Origin of the sequence: Flavobacterium frigidimaris (genome assembly GCF_002217275.1) — a bacterium.
GTDB classification, from domain to species: Bacteria; Bacteroidota; Bacteroidia; order Flavobacteriales; family Flavobacteriaceae; genus Flavobacterium; species Flavobacterium aquidurense.
In genome coordinates this window covers 1-24,073 of record NZ_MUGV01000013.1, presented here as the reverse complement: position 1 = coordinate 24,073, position 24,073 = coordinate 1, and the positions used below count along the sequence as shown (strand labels likewise).

At 32.8% G+C, this 24,073-nt stretch carries 15 protein-coding genes and 1 other RNA gene; 11 read left to right on the top strand and 5 right to left on the bottom strand.

All coding sequences use genetic code 11. The annotated features are described in order from the left end of the window. Nucleotides 1–22 precede the first annotated feature (22 nt). Nucleotides 23–1,075 (bottom strand): glutaminyl-peptide cyclotransferase, encoded by a 1,053-nt coding sequence (locus B0A65_RS06515; protein WP_074658428.1) that lies wholly within the window; start codon nt 1,073–1,075, stop codon nt 23–25. A gap of 88 nt (nt 1,076–1,163) precedes the next feature. Here B0A65_RS06515 and ffs point away from each other — a divergent pair. Both ffs and B0A65_RS06505 read left to right on the top strand, forming a co-directional pair. Continuing rightward, an RNA gene (ffs, locus tag B0A65_RS06510) (signal recognition particle sRNA small type) lies at nt 1,164–1,261 on the top strand. Nucleotides 1,262–1,460: 199 nt separating this feature from the next. Continuing rightward, complete coding sequence (locus tag B0A65_RS06505; RefSeq protein WP_074658426.1) at nt 1,461–2,264, top strand: SDR family oxidoreductase; 804 nt, start codon at nt 1,461–1,463, stop codon at nt 2,262–2,264. A 26-nt stretch (nt 2,265–2,290) separates the two neighbouring features. Here B0A65_RS06505 and B0A65_RS23110 read toward each other — a convergent pair whose 3' ends face one another. After that, complete coding sequence (locus B0A65_RS23110) at nt 2,291–3,607, bottom strand: GAF domain-containing sensor histidine kinase (protein ID WP_123890287.1); 1,317 nt, start codon at nt 3,605–3,607, stop codon at nt 2,291–2,293. Nucleotides 3,608–3,850: 243 nt separating this feature from the next. On the opposite strand from B0A65_RS23110, the gene fsa reads away from it, so the two are divergent. Both fsa and B0A65_RS06490 read left to right on the top strand, forming a co-directional pair. Next, complete coding sequence (gene fsa, locus B0A65_RS06495) at nt 3,851–4,507, top strand: fructose-6-phosphate aldolase (RefSeq protein WP_026984462.1); 657 nt, start codon at nt 3,851–3,853, stop codon at nt 4,505–4,507. An 88-nt stretch (nt 4,508–4,595) separates the two neighbouring features. Further along, a complete protein-coding gene (locus tag B0A65_RS06490) occupies nt 4,596–5,090 on the top strand; it encodes a hypothetical protein (protein WP_074659215.1) in 495 nt (164 codons plus the stop codon). Between the two features lie 88 nt (nt 5,091–5,178). Here B0A65_RS06490 and B0A65_RS06485 read toward each other — a convergent pair whose 3' ends face one another. From B0A65_RS06485 to B0A65_RS06475, 3 genes are all read right to left on the bottom strand, one after another. Continuing rightward, nucleotides 5,179–6,648 (bottom strand): MFS transporter, encoded by a 1,470-nt coding sequence (locus tag B0A65_RS06485; protein ID WP_074658422.1) that lies wholly within the window; start codon nt 6,646–6,648, stop codon nt 5,179–5,181. 178 nt (nt 6,649–6,826) lie between these two features. Further along, on the bottom strand, nt 6,827–7,528 hold the full coding sequence (locus B0A65_RS06480) for a LytR/AlgR family response regulator transcription factor (RefSeq protein ID WP_074658420.1): 702 nt from the start codon (nt 7,526–7,528) through the stop codon (nt 6,827–6,829). Then, on the bottom strand, nt 7,518–8,570 hold the full coding sequence (locus tag B0A65_RS06475; protein WP_074658418.1) for a sensor histidine kinase: 1,053 nt from the start codon (nt 8,568–8,570) through the stop codon (nt 7,518–7,520). Before B0A65_RS06475 ends, B0A65_RS06480 begins: the two co-directional genes overlap by 11 nt. A 271-nt stretch (nt 8,571–8,841) precedes the next feature. Between B0A65_RS06475 and B0A65_RS06470 the strand changes: the two genes are divergently transcribed. The 7 genes from B0A65_RS06470 to B0A65_RS06440 all read left to right on the top strand — a co-directional run bounded on the left by B0A65_RS06470 (nt 8,842) and on the right by B0A65_RS06440 (nt 23,925). Beyond that, nucleotides 8,842–12,030, top strand: coding sequence for a SusC/RagA family TonB-linked outer membrane protein (locus tag B0A65_RS06470; RefSeq protein WP_074658416.1), 3,189 nt, complete (start codon nt 8,842–8,844; stop codon nt 12,028–12,030). 11 nt (nt 12,031–12,041) lie between these two features. Beyond that, nucleotides 12,042–13,565 carry a SusD/RagB family nutrient-binding outer membrane lipoprotein gene (locus B0A65_RS06465; RefSeq protein WP_074658414.1) on the top strand — a complete coding sequence of 508 codons (1,524 nt, stop codon included), beginning with the start codon at nt 12,042–12,044 and terminating at the stop codon, nt 13,563–13,565. Nucleotides 13,566–13,653: 88 nt separating this feature from the next. Then, on the top strand, nt 13,654–14,679 hold the full coding sequence (locus tag B0A65_RS06460) for a glycosyl hydrolase family 18 protein (RefSeq protein ID WP_074658412.1): 1,026 nt from the start codon (nt 13,654–13,656) through the stop codon (nt 14,677–14,679). Between the two features lie 353 nt (nt 14,680–15,032). Next, nucleotides 15,033–18,068, top strand: coding sequence for a SusC/RagA family TonB-linked outer membrane protein (locus B0A65_RS06455; protein ID WP_074658410.1), 3,036 nt, complete (start codon nt 15,033–15,035; stop codon nt 18,066–18,068). A 10-nt stretch (nt 18,069–18,078) separates the two neighbouring features. Then, complete coding sequence (locus B0A65_RS06450; protein WP_074658408.1) at nt 18,079–19,659, top strand: RagB/SusD family nutrient uptake outer membrane protein; 1,581 nt, start codon at nt 18,079–18,081, stop codon at nt 19,657–19,659. 110 nt (nt 19,660–19,769) lie between these two features. Further along, the gene (nagB, locus tag B0A65_RS06445) at nt 19,770–21,707 is read left to right on the top strand and encodes a glucosamine-6-phosphate deaminase (protein ID WP_074658406.1); all 1,938 of its coding nucleotides are present in this window, start codon (nt 19,770–19,772) and stop codon (nt 21,705–21,707) included. A 151-nt stretch (nt 21,708–21,858) separates the two neighbouring features. After that, nucleotides 21,859–23,925 carry a beta-N-acetylhexosaminidase gene (locus B0A65_RS06440; RefSeq protein ID WP_074658404.1) on the top strand — a complete coding sequence of 689 codons (2,067 nt, stop codon included), beginning with the start codon at nt 21,859–21,861 and terminating at the stop codon, nt 23,923–23,925. Nucleotides 23,926–24,073: the final 148 nt, after the last annotated feature.

The window sequence follows — 24,073 nt, the reverse complement described above, 5'->3', positions numbered from 1 at the left end:
AAATATTGAAGTTTATTTTAATTTATTCTGAAACTGTAATTTCAAACATTTTGCTCCAGTTTTTACCGGTTACAAAAATGGTTTTAGTTTTAGTATTGTAAGCGATTCCATTTAAAACATCATCTTTAGTTACGTCAGTCATAAATTTTCGTAAACCTGACATGTCCAGAATTCCTTCAACAGCTCCTGAAGTTGGATTTACAACCGCAATAGCGTCTTTAAACCATACGTTTGTATAAATCTTTCCATTAATCCATTCTAATTCATTAATGGCTTTAATTTTAGAAGTTCCGGAATATACATTTACATAATCGATCATTTTTTGAGTTGCAGGATCCATTTTCCAAATTTTCTCTGTTTTGTCAGTCTGGTAAATGTATTTTCCATCATTTGTCATTCCCCAACCTTCAATGTCTTTTTCGTATGTAAAGGTTTTTTCTAATTTTAATGTATTGGCATTATATATAAATCCCGTTTTATTTTGCCACGTTAATTGAAATAATTTACCATTGATAAAAGTGATTCCTTCTCCAAAATATTTTTTATCTAAATCTATTTGTTTGTAGATTTTACCTGTTTTATAATCGTATTTTCTTAAATAAGAAGCTCCTTCTTGGCCTGTACTTTCGTACAAAGTGTCTTTGTAAAACTCTAAACCTTCAGTAAAAGATTTTTTATCATGAGGATATGAATTGACAACTTTATATTTTAATAGTTTTGGTTCGATATTAGAAACTAACTCGATACGTTTTGTAGCATCAGAAGAATCAGATCCAAAATAAACCTTAGCTTTTAAATATTGGTAGCCTAATTTTTGATCTAGTAATTCAATTCTAAAATCTGTAGCACCTTTTGTACTTCCAACTCTTTGGTCGTTTATGAAGTAGGCAACGCTGTCGATTTCTTTCGATTTTGGGTTTAAAATTCCAATTGTAAGCGGTTCTTTTTGCGTAAAATGAGCCGGAAATGCAGAATCATCGATAGTAAATAAAGAATTTTCACCTTTATTTTTATCTCCACATCCAATTAATGTGATTCCTAATAAAATGACAGTTAGGAAGTTATATTTTTTCATAGTTTAAAATTTGAATAAGCCAATATACGACGATATTTTTATAGCAACAAAGCTCTTGCAAAAATATAAAAAGATTGTATATTTGCACCGGCAAGTCCTACACGACCAGCTCCTGCAGACTCCCCCAGGATGGGAACATAGCAAGGGTACGTGGTTGAGCGGTGCGATGTAGGTCGCTTGCCATTTTTTTTAATCTGAATTTATATTCAGATTTTTTTTTAGAATTAATTTAAATGTAGTCTTCCTTCCGGAGGATTTTTTTATTTTTGGACCTTTCGTAGAGTGAGAAGTTATATGTTGAAGGTAAAATGTTTTTAACTGCTACATTAGGTTCTATTTATGATACATAATATTTTACTTATAACATTTAACATCTAACCAGCAAATGAGCAAAGTCGTTTTAATTACCGGAGGATCCTCAGGGATTGGAAAATCTATTGGAGAATTTTTACAAAAAAAAGGTTTCATTGTTTATGGAACAAGTAGAAATCCTGAAAAAGTTCTCAATTCTATTTTTCCATTATTGACTTTAGATGTTCGTAATACAGAATCGATTCAGTCGGCTGTTGCAAAAATAATTGAGATTTCAGGACGTTTGGATGTTGTAATTAATAATGCCGGAGTTGGAATCACTGGTCCATTAGAGGAAATTCCGATGGAAGAAATTAAAAATAATTTTGAAACTAATTTCTTTGGTCCAATCGAAGTGATGAAAGCTGCTTTACCACAAATGCGTGAGCAAAAATCAGGTTTAATTATCAATATAACGTCAATTGCAGGTTATATGGGTTTGCCTTATAGAAGTGTTTATTCGGCTTCAAAAGGAGCTTTAGAATTGATTACTGAAGCTTTAAGAATGGAAGTGAAGTCTTTTGGGATTGAAATCACGAATGTAGCGCCAGGTGATTTTGCTACAAATATTGCTTCAGGGCGTTATCATGCACCGGTTATTAAGGGTTCTGCTTATGAAAAAGTTTATGGAGATACTCTTGCAACGATGAATGAACATGTTGATGCAGGTAGTAATCCGAATGAAATGGCAGAAGCGATTTTTAAAATTGTGCAACAGAAAAGTCCTAAAGTACATTACAAAGTTGGCGTTTTTATGCAGAAATTTTCAATCGTATTAAAACGTGCTCTCCCAGATAAGGTTTATGAAAAAATGTTAATGAATCATTATAAATTATAAATGATAGGTTGGAGCAAAATTTGAAGTTATTCTATCGGAATAAAAATTTCAAATTTTGCTCCTTCATTTAAAGCCCCTTCAGCTTTAATGAATCCATTATGATTTTCTACAATTCTTTTTACGATTGTTAAGCCAATTCCGGTACTTTTAAGAGGTTTTGTATGTAATGCCTGAAAAAGTCCAAAGATTTTTTCGCTATGTGCCTGGTCAAATCCAATTCCGTTATCAGAAAGTGTTATGTTATAATATTTTGTATTGGCAGAAAGATTATCAAGAAGCAATTCAGATCCATTAATAATTTTACCTGCAATTGAAATAATCAGATTTTTATCTGGAAGTGAAAATTTAAGAGAATTACTAATTAGGTTATAAAGCAGCTGTCTAAATTGAAATTCAATTATTGAAAGTGTACCTAAGTTTTGAATTTCAAAAGTTACATTTTTGCTCTCTATTTCCTCTGAAAGATCTTCAATAACTTCATCAACAATAGTGTTAAGATTTTTTACTTCAAATTTTCTTTCGTCAAATTTTGTCTTAGAATAAATGAGAAGATCATTTATTAAATTCTGCATCCTAAAAGCCGAAGATCTAATTTTATTAAAAGCGTTTAAACCTTTTTGGGATAAATTTTGAGTTTCTTCGAGTTCGATAATATCAGTAAATAATTGGATTTTCCGTAAAGGCTCCTGAAGATCGTGACTCGAAATATAATTGAAAGCTTCTAGCTCACTATTCATTTTTTCAAGTGAAATGTTTTTTTCAATAAGAGTTTGTTCGATGTTAGTTTTTATTTTTTCAACTTCTTGTTTCTCAACTACAGTTTTCTCAAGCAGGGTATTTTTTTCTTTTAAAATGATTTTATTTTCATTTGCTTCTTCAATACTCGTAATATGAAAAGAAATTAATTCAGAAAATAAATTAAACATTTCACGGGTTTTGAATGTTTTTAATTCATTCGGTTTAGGATCAATAGCGCATAATGTTCCGAAGAAACTTCCGTCTTTACGAATAATTGGCACCGAAATATAGCTCTGAAGTCCATACATCGCAGGAGTATGATGGTTTCGAAATTCATCATCTTCGCTAACATTATCAATTATAACGGCTTTATGGTTTTGTCTAATTTCGTCGCAAATCGTTGTTTTTACTTGTAATTCATCCCCTGGTTTTAAACCAAATGAGACATTATCCTGAACACTGCAAGTTATCCAGCGATCTTCAGTAACTCTTGCAACAGCAGCAAATCCCATTCCTGTTGTTTGGCATATTACATTGAGCAAGGTTGGAACAATTGAAATGTTTTGAATATTGAGTATGTCTTGTTTAAAATTTTCTTCTAACACGATTGAATTTATTTATTTTCTAAAATTACGCTTTTTAAATTTAATGTTTTAAAAAGCGATTGTATTACAAACTTAGAATTATTCTGTCAGATTTTATTTTTTGAGATTATAAGTTGTAATTTTGCACTGATTTTCGATGCAGCATTCTTCTGTTTTTTGTTTAAAGACAAGATTGGATTAAGATGTTGAATTTAGTAGCGTTTTATATGCTCAAGGAGTGAACACAATTAAATAGATATAATTATGAAATTTTTTATTGACACAGCTAATTTAGCGCAAATTAAAGAAGCACAAGCATTAGGTGTTTTAGATGGTGTAACAACAAATCCATCATTGATGGCAAAAGAAGGTATTACCGGAAAAAACAACATTTTAAAACATTATGTTGATATCTGTAATCTTGTTGAAGGTGATGTAAGTGCTGAAGTAAATGCGTTGGATTATGATGGAATGATCAAAGAAGGTGAAGAATTAGCTGAATTGCATGATCAAATCGTAGTGAAATTACCTATGACTAAAGAAGGTGTAATGGCTGCGAAATATTTTTCAGACAAAGGAATCAAGACAAATGTAACACTTGTGTTTTCTGCCGGGCAAGCTTTATTGGCAGCAAAAGCCGGCGCAACATATGTTTCTCCTTTCATTGGTCGTTTAGATGATGTTTCTACAGATGGTTTAAATTTAATCGAAGAGATTAGATTGATTTATGATAATTACGGATACGAAACTCAAATTTTAGCAGCTTCTGTGCGTCATACAATGCATATTGTAAACTGTGCTAAAATTGGTGCAGATGTTATGACAGGTCCTCTTTCTGCAATTTATGGTTTATTAAAACACCCTTTAACTGATATCGGACTGGCTCAGTTTGTTGCTGATTTCGAGAAAGGAAATAAGTAATAGTATTTAAACATTACATAAAATCGCCATCTTTCTTGTGAAAGATGGCGATTTTTTTTATATTTTTATTGTTAAAAATAACCTACATATGAAAAAAGTACTAGTAATGTTTTTGTTTTTAGTGGCTGGTTTGCAGGTAAATGCACAGGCAAGGGTTTTAAAATCAGTAAATGAAGCGGGTGATGTCGCTACTTTTGAATTAGACTGTACAGTAAAGTTTCAAACACTTGCGAAAGGTCTGCGATATAATATTACGCGCCATGAATTTAAAGGTCCGGAGATGAAAAACTCTTACCGGTTAATGTTGGTAATGGATGGTTTTTATTCTAAAACTTTGAATAAGGAAATGACCATTTCGGCTGTTTTAAGTGATGGAACCGTAATCGAGGCTAAAAAAATAATTGAAGACGATGGTTTTTTTGATGGGGCTTGTACGTTAAAAATAAAAGATCCTAAAGCACTTTTCGAAGCTAATATTGATAAGGTTATTGTTCATGCCGATAAAGAAGTTGTTTATACATTATCAGAGCAAAATAAGGCTATTTTCAAAAAGAATCTAAACAATATTATTACTGCAAAATAAAAAGTAAAAAACAATAAAAAAATTCCAAATTCCAATTATCTGTATAATTGGAATTTGGAATTTAAAATTTGGAATTTTTTATAATGATTTAGTGACCTCCGCCACCGCCTTCAACATGGTTAATTCCTTGTCTTTTTAATATTTTAGGACAATAGAATCCGTAGAATCCTAAGTATGCAAAACCAATTAAGGGAACGATATAAGAGAAATGTGTCCATGTGATTCCGAAAATTCCTTCAGGACTTGTTAAGTCGATATCACAGATACTTCCCTGAACTAAAGGAATAACTCCTCCACCAAGAATCATCATAATTAAGAATGAAGATGCTTTTCCTGTGTTTTTTCCTAAACCTGCAATTGCTAAATCGAAGATAGATGGCCACATGATAGATAAGAATAAACCTCCGGAAATAAAGAAGAACTTAGCAATTGACGGATCTGGACAAACCAACCCAATCAACATCATTAGTAAACCTGAGATTCCGAAAAGCATTAAAGTCTTTCCTGCATTTTTACCTCCTACAAAACTTACCGCTATAAATAGTAAGATCCAGATTGGATAAATATAAAAAGAAGAAACATCATGTCCTGCAAAAATGTTTGCTCCAATAATTACTCCAAATCCAACAGCTGGAACAATAAATTTTAAAGCTGTGTTTACTAGGTTTGATGTGTTGAAAACGTTTACTCCACCATTCCAACGACCAATCATTAAACTTCCCCAATAAAGAGCAATAAATGGCGCAATAGCGTCTTCTAATACATTTCCGAATTCGGCAGTTTTTAATAAGGCAGGCAGATTACTTATGATTGTAACTTCAGTTCCAACATAAATAAAGATACCTAACATTCCTAAATAGAGTTGTGGATAATCTAAAATGTTGAATTTTTCGTGTGCTACTTTAACTTCTTCTTCCTCTTCTTTTGCAGGATCTTCAATTTTAGAGAAGTTCATGAAAATAGCTACGGCAATAAAAGCAAGTCCAAGAATGATAAAAGGCAATTTGATATCTTCTAATGAAAGTGACGTTTTCTTGTTATCTCCCATTCCAAATAAAGCAATTCCTAATAAGATAGCTCCAATGGTTGTTCCGAAAGAGTTAATACCTCCCGCTAATGTTAAACGGTGCGCTCCTGTTTGTGGACTTCCCATTTTAATAGCTAATGGATTGGCTACAATTTGTTGGATTGAAAATCCTAAACCAACAGTAAACAAAGCTGTTAAGAAGAAAGGAAAACTTTCCATTGTAGCAGCTGGAATGAATAAGAATGACCCAACAGCCGAAAGAAGTAATCCGGCAGAAAGTGTTCTTTTATATCCAAATTTTTGTAAAACATCTACTTTTAAAGAAACTAAAAAGAAGATTATCGATCCTACAAAGTAAGAAACATAAAAAGCCCAAGCTACTAGTTGTGATTGTACCTGAGATAAAGTAAATACTTTTTTAAATACTGGAATTAAGATGTCGTTGGCAGATCCAACAAAACCCCAAAAGAAGAAGACGATTATCAATGAGATAAATTGCCCCCACTTGGTTTGCACATTTTCTGAACTCATAATTGTAATAAGGTTAATTTTTTAATTTATTGTTTTTTGAAGACCGTAAATATATTTGTTAACTATATCAAAAAAAAATAAAAAGACACAAATAATGTTAAATTTAAACCAACAACATCATTTTTTCAACAAAGTGTTAATTTTTACCGAGTTAGAAAATGAAAAATGAAATAGTATTTTATTCAAGAATTTTAGTTTTTACATCTTTACTGTAGTTTCTTCCAATCGGAATAGTGTAAGATTGTATTTGAATACGATTTCCTTCAATCGATTTAACTTTATTTAAGGCAATAACATAAGATTTGTGAATGCGAAGAAAACGATCTGAAGGTAATTCTTCAGATAATGACGTTAGTGATTTATGAGTAATATACGTTTTATCTGCAGTTACAACTTTAATATACTCTTTCATTCCTTCGATAAATAAAATCTCTTCAATATTAATTTTCATCATTTTTTTATCAACCTTAATAAAAATATGAGAATCACCTTTTGTGGTTTCGACTTTAATATTGTTTTTTAAATTAAATTCGGTTGTGATTTTATTGATACATTTTATAAAACGTGGAAGCGGAATAGGTTTTACTAAATAATCTAAAACATCAAGATCATAACTTTCGGCAGCAAATTCCCTAAAAGCAGTTGTAATAATGACCTTGGTTTTGTTTTCGATTAAGCTAATTAATTCAAATCCGGTCATCATTGGCATGTTAATATCCAAAAATACCGCATCGACAGTTGTACTGTTTATAAAATCAAGCGCTTCTAAAGAATTATTGAATGTAGCAATAACTTCAAAATCAGTAAAATTATTAAAATAATTTTGCAAGACTTTGATAGCTAATGGCTCATCATCAATCAACACGCATTTAATCTTCATTATGAATAGGTATTTGCAAACGGATTATATAATAATTCAATTTTGTCGTTTGTTTCAGGCTGAAATTGTTTTTGTAAATTAACTTCAATCTCTTTTTGGTATTGGTTAATCCAATTCCTCCTTTTGAGTTAAGATTTTGTGAAATTACAAAATTATTTAGGATTTCAAAATCTAACATTTTATTGTCGATAACTTTACAATTGATCTTAATTTTTAAGTTTACATTATTTAAACCTCCGTGTTTAAAGGCATTTTCGACCAGTGAAATAAATATTAAAGGAGGTACAACAATGTCTTCAATATTAGACTCTAAATTGATGGTAACTTCAACATTATCAAAGCGTAACTTTTCAATTTCAATATAATTTTGAATGTAATCAATTTCTTTAATCAGGGGGACAAATTTTGTTCCTTTTACATCATATAATACATATTCCATCAAATTTGATAATTTAAGGATTACATCCGGAACCTTGTCTGAAGATTCCAGGGATAGTGCATATAGATTATTTAAGGTATTGAAAAAAAAATGCGGTTGAATCTGGTTTTCAAGATATTTTAATTTGATCTTAAACTGATTTTCTCTTAATGATCTGTTTCTTTCGCGCTCTCGCAACCATGTAAGAGTCAGGTAAACAGATGAGGCCATTGCAAGCACATATAATTCTCCAATACAAACTGCAACAATGTGATTAATTTCAAAAGGATGATATTCTCTATTGGCTTCCGGCCAGATATTTTCGGATATAATATAATAGGTAAGAGCTGTTTTGAGTAAATAAATTCCAAATAAACTCACAAGCAGCCAAAATGTATACGTAATGTACTTCTGTTTTAAAACATAGCGCGGAACTAAAACAAAGAGATTAAAGTATACTAACGGAATATGGAGTGAGAACTCAACTAGATTTGATTTGAACGAGTAAGGATAATCATTAAAGTAAGCTCCCCATCTTAAAAAGTTTAAAGTAAAATAGCCTCCCCAAAACCATAGATGATTTTGAAGTTTTATGTCAAATTTTAATTTTTGAATTTCGTTCAAGTTGATTAATGTGGAATTAGCTGTCTTTTGTTAGTATGCTATAATATTCTGCAACTTTAAACAATTAGTTGTTAAAACGCAATTCTTTTAAAGAAAATTTTATAATAATTGTTATTTCGTCGATTATTTTTTTAAGACATCGTTTTCGGAAAACATAATGTTGAGTGTTTTGTGTCGTTTGTTTAAGGTTTAGTGCTGTTTGTATAAATTGTTTTATTTATGTTAATTTTAACAATAAATTTATCGCTTAACTAAAAAAAACCATGAAAAAATGAAACGAATTATGTTAATCTTTATGATTTTCTTAACTACGCAGGTTACGCTGGCGCAGGTAAAGACGATCAAAGGTTTAGTAAGCGATCAAAACGGATTGCCGTTGCCAGGAGTAACTGTTATTATTCAAGGCACAAAAACTGCAACTCAAAGTGATTATGACGGTATCTATACGATTCAGGCATCTCCAGGAGATGTTCTGGTTTTTTCGTATATAGGAATTAAAACTAAAGCTGTAACTGTTACTACAGCAACTACATTGAATGTTACGCTAACTGAGGATGCGCAAAATTTAGATGAAGTTGTAGTTACAGCATTAGGTATCAAAAGACAGAAGAAAGAACTGGGGTATGCAGTTCAGGATGTTAAAGGAGATCAATTAAATAAAGTTATTACAACAAACGTTACTACGGCACTTTCTGGTAGAGTAGCCGGTGTTGATGTTTCGATTCCTGCAACGGGAGTTGCCGGAAGTACAAGAGTAATTATTAGAGGTATTTCTAGTATTGGCGAGAGTAATCAACCGCTTTATATTGTAGATGGTGTTCCTATTGATAATGGAGGTTTATCAAATGATACTGCTGCAAACAGTATGTGGTTTGATGGAAGAGATAACGGAGATGGTATTTCGGGTATTAATCCGAATAATATTGAAAGCTTAACGGTATTGAAAGGTGCAGCTGCTGCAGCTTTATATGGTTCAAGAGCGTTAAACGGAGTAATTTTAATTACAACTAAAAAAGGTACGAAAGGAAAACTTCAGGTTGAATTAACCAGCGGCGTGAGTTTTGACAGAGTAAATGCCAAGTATTCAGATTTTCAAAGTGATTATGGAACAGGATCAAATGGTGTACTGCCAGATCCTTTAAAATCGCCTACAGAAATTTATGGTTATACTACAAATGCATGGGGACCTAAATTTTCTGAAACAATTGGACAACAAGTAAAAATATTTGATGGTTCGATGAAACCATATGCAAAAGTTGATAATAATATTCAGGACTTTTTTGGAACAGGATTTACTACTACAAATGGAATAGCAGTATCTGGAGGAAATGATAATGCATTTGTGCGTTTTGGTTTCAATAATTTGAAAAATGATGATGTTATTCCAAATTCCGGACTGGAAAGAAATGATGCCAGTTTAAATGCAACTTTAAGATCAGAGAAATTTACTTTGGATGCCAATGTAAATTATATTGCAGAGAATACTAATAACAGACCAGGTTTAGGAGATTCTCCTAATAATGTTGGATACTCATTAAGTGGATTGGCTCCCAACATTGATCAGGCCTGGTTGAAAAATTATAAAAATGAGGAAACTGGTGAAATTTATAAATGGAACAGTAATGTTTATCAATTGAATCCTTATTTTACAACACAAGAAAATCATAACTCTTCTGTGAAAAACCGTTTTATTGGAAATGTTACAGGAACATATCAATTAAAAAAATGGGTTGCCTTAACTTTTAGAACAGGTTTAGATACTTATACTTTTGGCGCTAAAGATTTTATGGCTGCCGGAAGTACATGGCCGGGAAGAGACGAAGGATATCTTGGTTTAAATAATATAAATGTCTCAGAAATGAATACTGATTTCATTAGTACCTTCAGTAATATAAAATTAGCAACAGATTTTACTTTTTCAGGAATTTTAGGAGCAAGTAGAAGAGATTTTAGAAGAGAACAGAATTCAAGATTTGGAACTAAAATTATAGAGCCGGGAACAGAGTATATCAGTAATTTTGTAAATCAAACTGAAAATGCTCCGGTAGAAACAAAAACACGAACAAATTCAGTTTATGGTTCTGCAAAATTTGATTACAAAGGCTATTTATATGCTGAGTTTACGGGTAGAAATGACTGGTTTAGTGTAATCAATAAAGATGCTTTTTATCCTGCAGCTTCCTTAGGTTTTGTGTTTTCTGATGCCTTTGGTATTCAAAGCGACGCTTTTAGCTATGGAAAATTTAGAGCGTCCTGGGCACAAGTTTCAAATGCGCCAGGAGCTTACAAAAATGCTCTTAACTACACCACTTTCGCATCTTATAATGGTCAGAGTGTTGTAAATATTAAAAATACTGCGGCGCCAAATCCAGATTTAACTTACCAATCTAAAACTGGAGTTGAATTTGGACTTGAATTGGCTTTCTTTAAAAACAGATTAAAAACGGATATTACAGTATATCGTGAAGATACTTCTGATCAGACATTAGATTTACCATCATCTTCAACTTCTGGATATGAATTTATTTCTGTAAATGCCGGAGAATTAAGAAATGAGGGTATTGAAGTATTTTTATCAGGCACGCCAATTAAAACTAAAGATTTTGAATGGGGAATTGATTTGAACTTCTCAAAAAACAAAAACTCAATACTTTCTTTACACCCAGATATTAATACTTATACCATTTCTGATGCTCGTTGGGCAGGAGCTTCTATCGTAGCAAAAGTTGGTGGTCAGTACGGTACTATTATGGGTAGAGATTTTTTAAGAAACGAGGCTGGAGAAAAAGTAGTTGCGTCAAATGGTATGCCTTTGTTTACTGATGATAAAGTAGCATTAGGAAAAGGACTTCCGGATTGGGCTGCTGGTTTAACTAACAGATTTAGTTATAAAGGCATTACACTTCAATTTTTAATAGATATGAAATTTGGTATGGATGTATATTCTATGACCAATTCAGTTGCGGCAACAAAAGGACTTTTAGATGTAACTACTGAAGGTAGAGATGAATACAATCATGCTAGAGCAGCTGCGGTTGCCAGCGATCCTAATTTTAGTCAGTCTACGTGGGTGCCTACAGCAGGTTATGTTGCAGAAGGTGTTGTTAACACGGGAACAGCTGCTAATCCGGTTTATGTAAAAAATACAACTCCTGTTAATCCTCAGGATTATTGGAATACAGTATTTAATAATACTCCTGCACCATTTATCTATGATGCTTCTTATGTGAAATTAAGAGAGGTTAGTTTGGGTTATAGTATCCCAAAAAGTGTTTATAGTGGAGCAAAAATTAATTCAATCTACATTTCAGCATTTGCAAGAAATTTATTGACTTTCAATAAAGATCTTCCAAACGTTGATCCTGAATCAATGTATACTTCTGGAAACGGACAAGGATTTGAATATGGTTCGTTACCATTTAGAAGATCGTATGGTTTTAATATTAAAGTTGCATTCTAAAAAAAGAAATTATGAAATTTAAACATATAACAATAGCGATACTCATATTGTTTACTGCAGTAGGCTGTACCGAAAATTTTGATGAACTGGAAAAAGATCCAGTAGCATTGTCTGCAAACCCAGCCGGACAACTTACATTTACTCAATTGTGTATGTCAGGCGATGGATTTTATCAATGGAGAACCAACCTGATTTATTCTGGTGGTTTTGTACAGCATTATGCAGGAGCATGGAATGTAACTGAATTTGGAAGCAAATTTAAGAAGAATGATGGTTATGCCACTGCATTATGGAGAAATGGTTATCAAAACGAATTAAAAAATGTTATTGATATCCTTGAAAAAACAAGTGGAGAACCATCAATGGTAAATATGAATGCTGTTGCCAAGATTATGAAAGTAATGGTAGCGCAACGTATTACGGATATTTATGGTGATATTCCATATTCTGAGGCTGGATTAGGTTTTTCACAAGGAATTGTAACGCCTAAATATGATAAGCAGGAAGATATTTACACTTCATTTTTTAAAGATTTGGACGAAGCAAACAGCCAGTTAAATGCTGGTGGTGGGGCAATAAAAGGTGATTTGTTTTATAATGGAGATATTGCTAAATGGAAAAAATTGGCAAATACATTAAGATTGCGTTTGGGAATGAGAATTTCTGAAGTAAAACCTGCAGAAGCTGAAAAGCAGGTTAAAGCAGCTTTACAAGCTGGCGTTTTTGAAAGTAATCTTGACAACTGTATTATGAAGCATTTAGATGCTACATTTAATGATGATCCTGCTTCAATAGATTTTAGAGGTAATGGATTAGCATATGCCCTTGTTGGTAACGAAAATGGAGATCATTTTAGTACTTTAGTTATTGACTACCTAAGAGATAACGGAGATCCAAGATTATCTATGTATGCAACTCCTAAAACAACTAGTAGTCTTGCATGGGGAGCGCCGGTACAACCAGGTGAGTCATTGTATGAAGGTGTTAAGCCAGGACTTTTTCAATGGGAAGTTCCAATGGGAGCAAGTTCAACTTCAGGAATACAAGATTATTTCAAGAAAAAAACAACTCCATTTTTACACGTAAGTTATTCAGAAACACAATTATTGCTTGCTGAAGCAGCTTTTAGAGGATGGGTTGCTGGTTCTGCAGCAGATTACTATAAAAAAGGTGTTGAAGCAGGTATTAAGCAATTAGAAATTTATGGTGCTACACCGGCAAGTCAGGCAAGCATCAACACGTATTTAACTGCTAAGCCTTTAGTAGCGGGAAAAGAAAAAGAACAAATTGCAACACAACTTTGGATTACTTATATATTTAATAGTATCGAGGCATATTCAAACTGGAGAAGAACAGGATTTCCAAAATTAATTCCAATAACCAACTCAGATTCTGAAACAGGAGGAGTTACACCGACACGTTTGTATTATCCAAATGATGAAGCGCAGAAAAATGAAGTAAATTATGCAGAAGCTTTATCAAGAATGGGCGGAACTAACGATTGGTTAAATAAAGTTTGGTGGGATAAAAATTAAAAAATAATTCCTAAAAATAAAGTTATGCCTGGTGAGGTATTATTTTCATTCTAATTAAAATTAAAAACAAAAGTTTAAATTAAAAATTATGATTAAAAATAAGGCCTTACTAGGCATCCTTTTTTTTACGTGTTCTCTTTTTTCAGCCTATAGCTGTTCAATCCAAAAGGAGAATGATAGTGAAATTTCAAAAATTAAAACGGCGCGAGTTGTTGGTTATTTATCTTCGGATAATTTTAATAAAATGAATTCGATTCAGTTTTGCAAATTGACACATTTAAATATTGCCTTTGCAAATCCGGATAAAAATGGAAATTTAATTTTTGATGGAGATATTGATGCTGTTACTAAATATGCTAAATCAGTCAATCCTAATATTAAAATAAATATTTCGCTTGCAGGTGGTGTTTTATCAGTAGAACAGGCTGCTAACTGGTCTTTCTTAATTGATAAATCTGAAAATCGTCCTAAATTAATTCAAAACATTATAAAATTTGTAACACTTCATAATTTAGATGGAGTGGACGTTGATCTCGAATGGGATGCGGTAACAATTGGTTATAGTGATTTTGTCATCGAATTAAGAAAAATTTTGACAGAACAGAAGAAGTTAATGACTGCGGCACTACCCAATAATTCTCGTTTTGATAATATAAATTCTGCAGCATTAAATGCCTTCGATTTTATAAATATTATGTCATATGATAGTACAGGACCGTGGACTCCAAACAATCCCGGACAGCACAGTTCATTTAATAATGCTCAGGATGGAATCAATTTTTGGCATAAACTTCAGAATGTTCCAAGTGAAAATTTGACGCTTGGAGTACCTTTTTATGGTTATAATTTTACTTATGCAAATGTCACTAGTTCTACTTTTAGTCAAATAGTAGAAGCAGGAACTCAATTTGCAGATCAGGATGAAATAGGGAAAATATATTATAACGGAAGACCAACAATTGCTCAAAAAGTAGAATTTGCTTCAAAAAATACCGGGGGAATTATGATTTGGGAAATTGCACAAGATTCTTTTGGTGAATATTCTTTGTTAGATGTAATTCATAAAAAGTACAGTAGTTTAAAATTTAAAACAACAGGACTTTGTGGCAATTGACATAAGTGAGGCAACTCTTCAACAAAATCAATGACAACTAAAAGTAATGTCACTACGATTTTACAAGACTGCGAATAAATAGTGTTAAATAAATCTTAATTTTTATTTTAAATAGCAGATTTATAAGGTGTTGTGATGTGTTTGTGATTTTTTATTAAAAAAGTTAATTTAATGAAAAAAATCTTCATTAGTAGCAAAAAGAGTGCTGTATATTTATATGAAAACGTTTTCGAAAAACGCATTATTGATTGTTTTATGTCGTTTGTTTAAAATTTATTGCTGTTTGTATAATATATTTTTTTTAACAATACCTTAAGAATAATTTTACACCATAACTAACAAAATAAATAAACATGAAAAAAATTTTCTTAATCTTTATGATTGTTTTTACGGCGCAGGTTTCGCTTGCTCAGGTAAGAAATGTTAAAGGTGTGATTACGGATTCTGAAGGGGTGCCATTGCCAGGGGCATCTGTTGCAGTGCAAGGAGGTCAAAAAGGTGCTACTACTGATTTTGATGGTCTCTACACAATCGAAGCGCAAAAAGGACAGACATTGGTTTTTAGCTATGTAGGTCTGGAAACACAAAGTATAGTTGTAGGAGATGCTGCTACAATTAATGTAAAAATGGGTGCAGCAGCTACAAATGCATTAAGCGAAGTAGTTGTAACTTCTTTAGGTATTAAGAAAACGAGAAAATCTTTGACTTATTCAGCTCAAGAGCTTAAAGGAGAAGAGTTGACACGTGTAAAGGATGCTAACCTTATAAATACGATCGCGGGTAAAATTGCCGGTGTTGCCGTAACAAAAAGCTCAGGAGGTACTGGTGGATCTACTAAAGTAGTTATTCGTGGAAACTCTTCAGTTGTTAATAGCCAACCTTTATATGTTATCGATGGTATTCCTATGTTGAATGCTGGTTCAGGTCAGCCAAATGATACTTTTGGTAGTTTATCTGGAGGTAACCGTGATGGTGGAGATGCTGTTTCTTTGATTAATCCTGATGATTATGAGGGAATGACAGTATTAAAAGGTGCAGCTGCTTCTGTATTATACGGTAGCCAGGGAGCAAATGGAGTAATTTTACTTTCTTCTAAAAAAGCTAAAAACGGAAAAGCAAACATTACAGCTTCTTCTGTAACTACTTTTGAAAGTGCTGCTTACATGCCTAAATTTCAATCAGACTACGTTGCTGTTAAAGGTGCTGATGAAACTTGGGGAGCAAAACAAAAAACAGATGATTATGTTAAGGATTTCTTCGAAACAGGAGTTACTCAAATAACTTCGTTAGGTTATTCTACAGCAAATGATTACTCTTCTACAACATTTTCTTACGCTAATACTTCTGCTTCAGGAATTATTCCAGGAAATACTTTAAAGAAAAATAACTTTGGAGTTCGTCAGACAGCTAAATTTTTTCAGGATAAACTGACTTTTGCTGCTAATGCAAACTACACATCTCAATCAGTTGATAATAAACCTGTTAATGGTCTTTATTTTAATCCACTTACAGGGGTTTATTTAATGCCACGTGGAAATGACTTTAATTATTATAAAAATAATTACGAAGTATTTGATCCAACAAGAAACTTAATGGCTCAAAACTGGATGACAAACAGAGATATTATGCAAAACCCATACTGGGGAATTAACAGAAATAAATCTGAAGATACAAATGACTTTTTTAACGGAGCTTTGGCTTTAAATTATAAAGCTACTACTTGGTTAAGTATTGCTGCGAGATATAACTACAATAGAATATCAAGCGGATATGACAAATATATCTACGCAACAACGCAAGGAGCTTTGTCTCACATAAATGGTAGATATTATCATGAAGATGCTTTAAGCACACAACGTTATGCAGATTTAATTGCTACAATTAATACAAAAATTGGATCTGATTTCTCTTTTAACGCTAACGTAGGTACAAGTGTTAGAAATACAATGATTAATCAAAAAACAATTTTAGACTCTGGTGTTGGTGGAGGTTTGAAATATGCAAACTGGTTTACATTGCATAACTTCAATAACAATGCTGAAAACTACCAAACAATTGATTCTAACAAAGAAATTCAATCAATCTTTGCAGCAACTACTTTTGGATACAAAGATATGTTGTTCTTAGATCTTACAGGTAGAAAAGACTGGTCATCTACATTAGTAAACACAGAAGAAGGTGGATATTTTTACCCATCTGTTGGTTTGACTGCTTTGATCAGCGAAATGGCTACTTTGCCTGAATTTATTAACTATGGTAAAGTTCGTGTAGCTTATGCTCAGGCTGGTAATGACGTTGCTCCTTTTATTACAACTCCTACAAACTATTACCCACAAGGAAGCGGAACAAAATACAACCCATTAGTAGCTCCAAAAATAGGTACAAGTTTGAAACCTGAATTGAAATCAGAATATGAAATTGGTACAGAATGGAGAATGTTTAACAGCAGATTAGGATTTGAGGTTTCTTACTATCATTCAGAAACTAAAAATCAATATTTACAAGTTGTTGCTCCGGTTGGAAACGTTCAGGGTGTTGATTTTTACGGAATTAACGCTGGTAGTATAGAAAATAAAGGTATAGAGCTTGTTTTAAATGCAGGAATCGTAAGAGGAGATAAATTTTCTTGGGATGCAGCTGTGAACTATTCTCAAAACAAAAATAAAGTAAAAGAAATTCCTGAAGAATTAGGAGGTAGAATTAACTTAACAAATCCTGGAGTAAACAGTTACAGATACTCTTTGATTGAAGGAAGACCATTTGGAGTTATCGAAGGAATCAACATTAAAAAAGATGCACAAGGTAGATCATTATTAAATGATGACGGAACATTCCAAAAAACAGATTTTGAAGAAGTTGGTAATTCAAACCCTGACTTTATGTTGAGCCTTTCTAACTCATTCAAATTCGGACCTTTCTTTGCAAATATATTAATTGATGGACGTTTTGGAGGTGATGTAATGAGTTTGACAGAAGCACAAAACGATAGTTTTGGAGTTTCTAAAGCAACAGGTGATGCCAGAAATGCAGGAGGAGTTAACATTAATGCTGTAAGAGCAAGCGATGGTGTTGCGGTTACTAAAATGGATGCTGAATCTTATTACAAACAAGTTGGAGGTAGAGCAGGTATTAGTGGAGAATATGTTTATGATGCAACAAATGTAAGTGTGAGAGAAGTTTCAGTTGGTTATACTTTCAATCCTAAAGCAATACCATTTATTCAAACTGCTAGTATTTCATTAATTGCGAGAAACTTATTCTTTATTTATAAAGATGCTCCTTTTGATCCAAACGTTGCTTTAAGTACAGGTCAAGGTTTACAAGGTGTTGATATTTATGGTTTGCCTTCTACTAGAAGTATCGGTCTTAATTTAAATGTAACTTTCTAAAATTAAAAAAATGGAACTAAATAAAATAATAAAAACAGCTATCTGTGTTTCTTTGCTGACAGTAGTTGGTTGTACAGATAATTTTGATGATATTAATACCAATAAAAACGGTATTACTCCAGTAGATTTTGAGCAGGATTTTAATCATATTAAAGGTGGATTTTCTCCAATGTTTAATAATATCCAGATTTTAAATCCACCAGATTTATATCAATTGCAACAAGGACTAAATAGTGATGTTTGGTCTGGTTACATGGCAAGCCCGACTCCTTTTGCAGGAGGAATTAATAATACAACTTATTCATTAGTTGATAACTGGAATGGTGTTAGCTGGGAAACAGCCTATAAAACTATCATGTATAATGCTAATGATATTGCAAACAAAAGTAAAGGTAAATACGATCAGTTTTATGCTTTGTCATTGATTCTAAAAGTAGAAGGAATGCATAGACTTACTGATATTTTTGGACCAATTATTTATTCTAAGTTTGGTACTTTAGATACTACAATTGCTTACGATTCGCAAGAAGAAGTTTATACTCAGATGTTTAGTGAGTTAGATATCGCAGTTGCTGAATTAACAAAAAGAGTTGACGCAGGAGATGTTAGTGTTTTCGCTTCAACTGATGAATCAGGCTACAAAGGAGATTATAAAGCTTGGGTAAAATTTGCTAATACATTACGTTTAAGATTAGCAATGCGTATAGTAAAAATTCGCCCGGCTATCGCTAAAGTACAAGCTGAAAAAGCGATTGCACATAAATTTGGAGTTTTCACTACAAATGCTGATTTATTTAAAGTTGTATCTGCTGTTTATACAAACCCTATTGCAACTATTAGTGGTGGATGGTTAGATATTCGTATGTCTGCAGATATGGAATCTATCTTAAGAGGATATGATGATCCTAGATTACCAGTTTACTTTGACTCATCAGTTCAATTTCCTGGACAATATAAAGGTGTTCGTACAGGTATAGCTATTGCTGCAAAAGCAGATCACCAGGATTTTTCTGGAGTTGGTTCAGTTATAAGATCTAAAGAAGTTGTTTTAATGACTACTGCTGAAGCTTATTTCTTAAGAGCAGAAGGAGCATTGAGAGGATGGAATATGGGAGGTGACGCTGAAACACTATACAAAGCAGGTATTCAGGCTTCATTTGATCAAAGAGGAGTTTCAGGAGCTTCTGCATACTACGGTGATAATGTAAAGAAACCTATCGATTATGTAGATCCTAATTTCTCTGAAAATAATTCACCTGCTGTAAATAATGTAACTATCGCTTGGGATGCTGCAGCAACTAATGAAGTGAAATTACAAAAAATTATCACTCAAAAATGGATTGCAGGCTTCCCTGAAGGGCAAGAAGCATGGTCTGAGTACAGAAGAACAGGATATCCTAAACTTTTCCCGGTAATTAAAAATTATAGTGGAGGTACTATTTCGTCTACATTAGGTATTAGAAGAATCAACTTTGTATCGGCTGAAAAAACTGGAAACAAAGGAGGTTATGAAACAGGACTTGCAAAATTAGGCGGACCTGATAATGGTGGAACCAGACTTTGGTGGGATACCGCTGCTGGTAACTTCTAAGAAAAAGATAAAGATTAAAAGAATTTTAGTTTGGTTAGTAGATGGTATAAGCGATGCAAGTTGCTTATACCATTTCAAAACCAACTTAATAATTACCAAAAAAGAAAAAAATGAAAAGTGCTTTAGAAATAAAACCTGATATTAGCTATAAAAGTGCAGGGAAATTTGAAGAGACAAGGTTTGAAAAAATCCACAATGAAATCTTCAAAAGTTCTGCAGAAGCTTCAGTAATTGTAGCGCAGGAAATCGCTCAGTTAATTAGATCTAAACAAGAAAAGAATAAGTCTTGTGTATTAGGTTTAGCAACAGGTTCTTCTCCTATAAAAGTTTATGAGGAATTAGTGAGAATGCACAGAGAAGAAGGACTAAGTTTTAGCAATGTGATCACTTTTAATCTGGATGAATATTATCCAATGACAAAAGAAAACAATCAGAGCTACCACTATTTCATGCATCAGCATCTTTTTAATCATATTGATATTAAGCCTGAAAATGTAAATATTCCTGACGGTACAGTCGCTATTGATGAATTAAATCAATATTGTATCGATTATGAAATGAATATTAAAAGCGCCGGAGGTCTTGACTTTCAATTATTAGGTATCGGGCGTACAGGTCACGTAGGTTTCAATGAGCCAGGATCACACATTAACTCAGGTACAAGAATTATTACACTGGATCACATAACACGAGTAGATGCTTCATCTGACTTTAATGGTATTGATAACGTTCCCAAAAGAGCGATCACCATGGGAGTTTCTACGATTATGAGATCTAAAAGAATCGTATTAATGGCCTGGGGACAAAACAAGGCCGATATTATCAAAAGAACAATTCAGGGTGATATCAGTTCAGAAGTTCCTGCTACATTTTTACAAAATCATCCAAATGCAACTTTCGTATTAGACCAGTCTGCAGCTTCAGAATTAACCCGTTTCAAAACACCTTGGTTAGTTGGAGAATGCATCTGGACACAAGAATTAAAAAGCAAAGCGATTGTTTGGTTATGCCAAAAAACAAAACAATCTATTTTAAAATTAACAGACAGAGATTACAACAATAACGGAATGTCTGATCTTTTGGCACAGGAAGGTTCTGCTTATGATTTGAACATTAATATGTTTAACGTTTTGCAGCATACCATCACGGGATGGCCAGGTGGAAAACCAAATACAGACGATTCTCATCGTCCGGAAAGAGCCAATCCTGCAAAAAAACGAGTAATTCTTTTTAGTCCGCATCCAGACGATGATGTGATTTCTATGGGAGGAACTTTTTCAAAATTGATAAAACAAGGACATGATGTACATGTAGTATATCAAACCTCTGGAAATATTGCAGTTACTGATGACGAAGCATTAAAATTTGCCGAAGTTGCCAAAGATTTTGTTGGTGAAGCTGGTAGTGGAATAAATTTTAAATCAGTAATTGAATTCTTAAATAGTAAATCTGAAAACCAAATTGATTCTTTAGAGGTTCGAAAATTAAAAGGACTTATTAGAAGAAGAGAATCTTATGCAGCAACAAGATACATTGGCCTAAAAGATGAAAACACGCATTTCCTGGATCTTCCATTTTATGAAACAGGACAAGTAAAGAAAAATCCGTTAGGTCCTGAAGATATTGCTATCGTAAAAGAGATTATAGCCAAAATAAAACCACATCAGGTATTTGCTGCAGGTGATTTAGCAGATCCACACGGAACGCATGAAGTTTGTCTGAACGCTATTTTTGCTGCAATGAAAGAACTGAAACCAGAAAAATATATGGATGACTGCTGGTTGTGGTTGTACAGAGGAGCATGGCACGAATGGGATATTCATGAAATTGACATGGCCGTCCCGCTTTCTCCATCTGAAGTTTTATTAAAACGTCACGCCATTTTATACCACCAATCTCAAAAGGACAGAGTTATGTTTCAAGGAAACGATTCGCGAGAGTTTTGGGTTAGGGCAGAAGACCGTAATAAAAACACTGCGATCTTATATGATGAATTAGGTCTGGCAGAATACGAAGCAATTGAAGCTTTTAAACGCTTTGATTACTAAATTAATTTAAGATTCGGCTAGAGCGAATCAAATTTCAAAATTCAGATTGATTTTATAATGAAAGTGAGGTTCAATAGAAGTCATTCTGAGTTTTGTTTCTTTTATCTATTATTAATGTTATTTCCGGATAGCATCTTTCAAACACAAAAAAATGAAATATTTATTAGTCCTACTATTAGCGGGTTTAACTTCTAGTGCTCAAATTCAAAAAGAGCAACTAAATTTAATGCCGTGGCCTCAAAGTATTGCTTTAAACGATGGTAACTTTGCTTTAACTAAAAATTTTAAAGTAAATGTTACAGGTAATCCTAATCCGAGAATATTTGGAGGCGTTACTCGTTTTTTACGACGACTAGATGGTAGAGCTGGTATTTTTTTCGAACAGGGTTTTATTACAAAGTTAAATGAAGTTCCATCAGCAGAACTTCAGATAAACTGTACTAAAAGCGGAAAAATTGGTTTGTATGAAGATGAAAGTTATCATTTAGATATCAAACAAAATAAAATTACAATCAATGCAACAAGCGACTTAGGAGCTTTACATGGGCTTGAAACGTTATTACAAATGTTGCAAAACAATAATACGTCCTTTTATTTTCCAAATGCACAAATTTCAGATTTTCCAAGATTTACATGGAGAGGTTTGATGATTGACGCGGCAAGACATTTTCAACCGATAGATGTTATCAAAAGAAATATAGATGGATTGGCAGCTATGAAAATGAATGTTTTTCACTGGCATTTGGTTGACGATCAAGGTTGGAGGATTGAAATGAAAAAACATCCAAAACTAATTGAATTGGCTTCGGATGGAATGTATTACACACAAGAGGAAATTAAAAATATCGTAAAATATGCTGACGAACGCGGTATTTTAATTGTTCCGGAAATAGATGTTCCTGGTCACGGATCTGCAATACTTACAGCGTATCCTGAAATAGGTAGCAAAGTGATTACGCTGACAGGTGGAACTTCGGAAAAAAATATACAAGGTACAGCAATCGCTACCTATGGAATTGAAAGAAATGCTGGTATTTTTTCACCAACATTAGATCCTTCAAATCCTAAAACATATCAGTTATTAAGTGAACTTTTTGATGAGGTTTGCCCTTTGTTTCCCGGAGCTTATTTTCATATTGGAGGAGATGAAAATGAAGGAAAAGATTGGGATGCCAATCCTAAAATTCAAGAATTCAAGAAGAAAAACAACTTAGCTACAAATCACGAATTGCAAACCTATTTTACCATGCAATTAGTACCAATGCTTAAAAAACATGGTAAGCAATTAATGGGTTGGGAAGAAATTTTGACAAAAAACATGTCAAAAGAAGCTATTATACATTCATGGAGAGGACCTAATGAAGGCGTTGTTGCCGGTCAATCATTAGTTGATGCGGTAAAAAAAGGATATAAAACAGTATTGTCAAACGGATTTTATATTGATTTGATGTATCCGGTTGCGAGTCATTATTTAAATGATCCAATGCCAAAAGGAGCAGATTTATCAACAGAAGAAAAAGCAAGAATTTTAGGTGGAGAAGCAACAATGTGGACAGAGCTTGCATCTCCAACCACAATAGATTCAAGAGTTTGGCCAAGAACGGCTGCAATTGCAGAAAGACTTTGGTCAGCAGAAAATATTACAGATGTTGAAAATATGCGTAAACGTCTTGATGTAGTTTCATTTAGATTGGAGGAATTAGGACTAACACATATTCGAAATAAAGAGGTAATCTTAAGAAATGTGGCAAACAATCAAAACACAAATGCGTTAGATGAATTTACAAATGTTTGCGAACCTTTAAAAGGATATAAACGTAATAAAGGCGGAACTGAATATCAAATGTATTCTCCATTAACATTGTTTGCAGATGCTTGTACCCCAGATTCGAAAGACTCTTTAGCTTTTGATGAAGCAGTTAATCAATATTTAGCAAATAAAACGCCTGAAAATAAAGCAAAAGTGGCAGCCTTTTTTACAAAATGGATTGCCATAAATAAAGGATTAAATGAGTTGAGCAAAAATGCCCCTTTAGTACAGCCAGTTCTTCCATTAGCACAAAAATTAAATGACGCTTCACAAGAATTGTTACTTGTTTTAGATAACAAATCAACTCTAAAAGCAGATGATTTAAAAAGCCTGATAGAGCAATGTGATTCAAAAGATCACGCAGATGTTGAACTTGGAGTTTACACAAGTTTAAAGAAATTATTATAAAAATTTGGTTTGAATTAGTATAGTGTTTAGTAAGTTTTGTTACCATGATTATTTAGTAATTTATTATCTCTACCAGAATTTCTGGTAGAGATAATTATGGTAAACTTCTAAATATTTTAAACCTTATTTAAAGAACAAAGAGTAAAGA

Bases quoted from the DNA above. Each gene is read 5' to 3' on its own strand.
- B0A65_RS06485 (WP_074658422.1), bottom strand. From the start codon at position 6,648: ATGAGTTCAGAAAATGTGCAAACCAAGTGGGGGCAATTTATCTCATTG.
- B0A65_RS06440 (WP_074658404.1), top strand. From the start codon at position 21,859: ATGAAATATTTATTAGTCCTACTATTAGCGGGTTTAACTTCTAGTGCT.
- B0A65_RS06465 (WP_074658414.1), top strand. From the start codon at position 12,042: ATGAAATTTAAACATATAACAATAGCGATACTCATATTGTTTACTGCA.
- B0A65_RS06490 (WP_074659215.1), top strand. From the start codon at position 4,596: ATGAAAAAAGTACTAGTAATGTTTTTGTTTTTAGTGGCTGGTTTGCAG.
- B0A65_RS06480 (WP_074658420.1), bottom strand. From the start codon at position 7,528: ATGAAGATTAAATGCGTGTTGATTGATGATGAGCCATTAGCTATCAAA.
- nagB (WP_074658406.1), top strand. From the start codon at position 19,770: ATGAAAAGTGCTTTAGAAATAAAACCTGATATTAGCTATAAAAGTGCA.
- fsa (WP_026984462.1), top strand. From the start codon at position 3,851: ATGAAATTTTTTATTGACACAGCTAATTTAGCGCAAATTAAAGAAGCA.
- B0A65_RS06450 (WP_074658408.1), top strand. From the start codon at position 18,079: ATGGAACTAAATAAAATAATAAAAACAGCTATCTGTGTTTCTTTGCTG.
- B0A65_RS06455 (WP_074658410.1), top strand. From the start codon at position 15,033: ATGAAAAAAATTTTCTTAATCTTTATGATTGTTTTTACGGCGCAGGTT.
- B0A65_RS06515 (WP_074658428.1), bottom strand. From the start codon at position 1,075: ATGAAAAAATATAACTTCCTAACTGTCATTTTATTAGGAATCACATTA.
- B0A65_RS06460 (WP_074658412.1), top strand. From the start codon at position 13,654: ATGATTAAAAATAAGGCCTTACTAGGCATCCTTTTTTTTACGTGTTCT.
- B0A65_RS06505 (WP_074658426.1), top strand. From the start codon at position 1,461: ATGAGCAAAGTCGTTTTAATTACCGGAGGATCCTCAGGGATTGGAAAA.
- B0A65_RS06470 (WP_074658416.1), top strand. From the start codon at position 8,842: ATGAAACGAATTATGTTAATCTTTATGATTTTCTTAACTACGCAGGTT.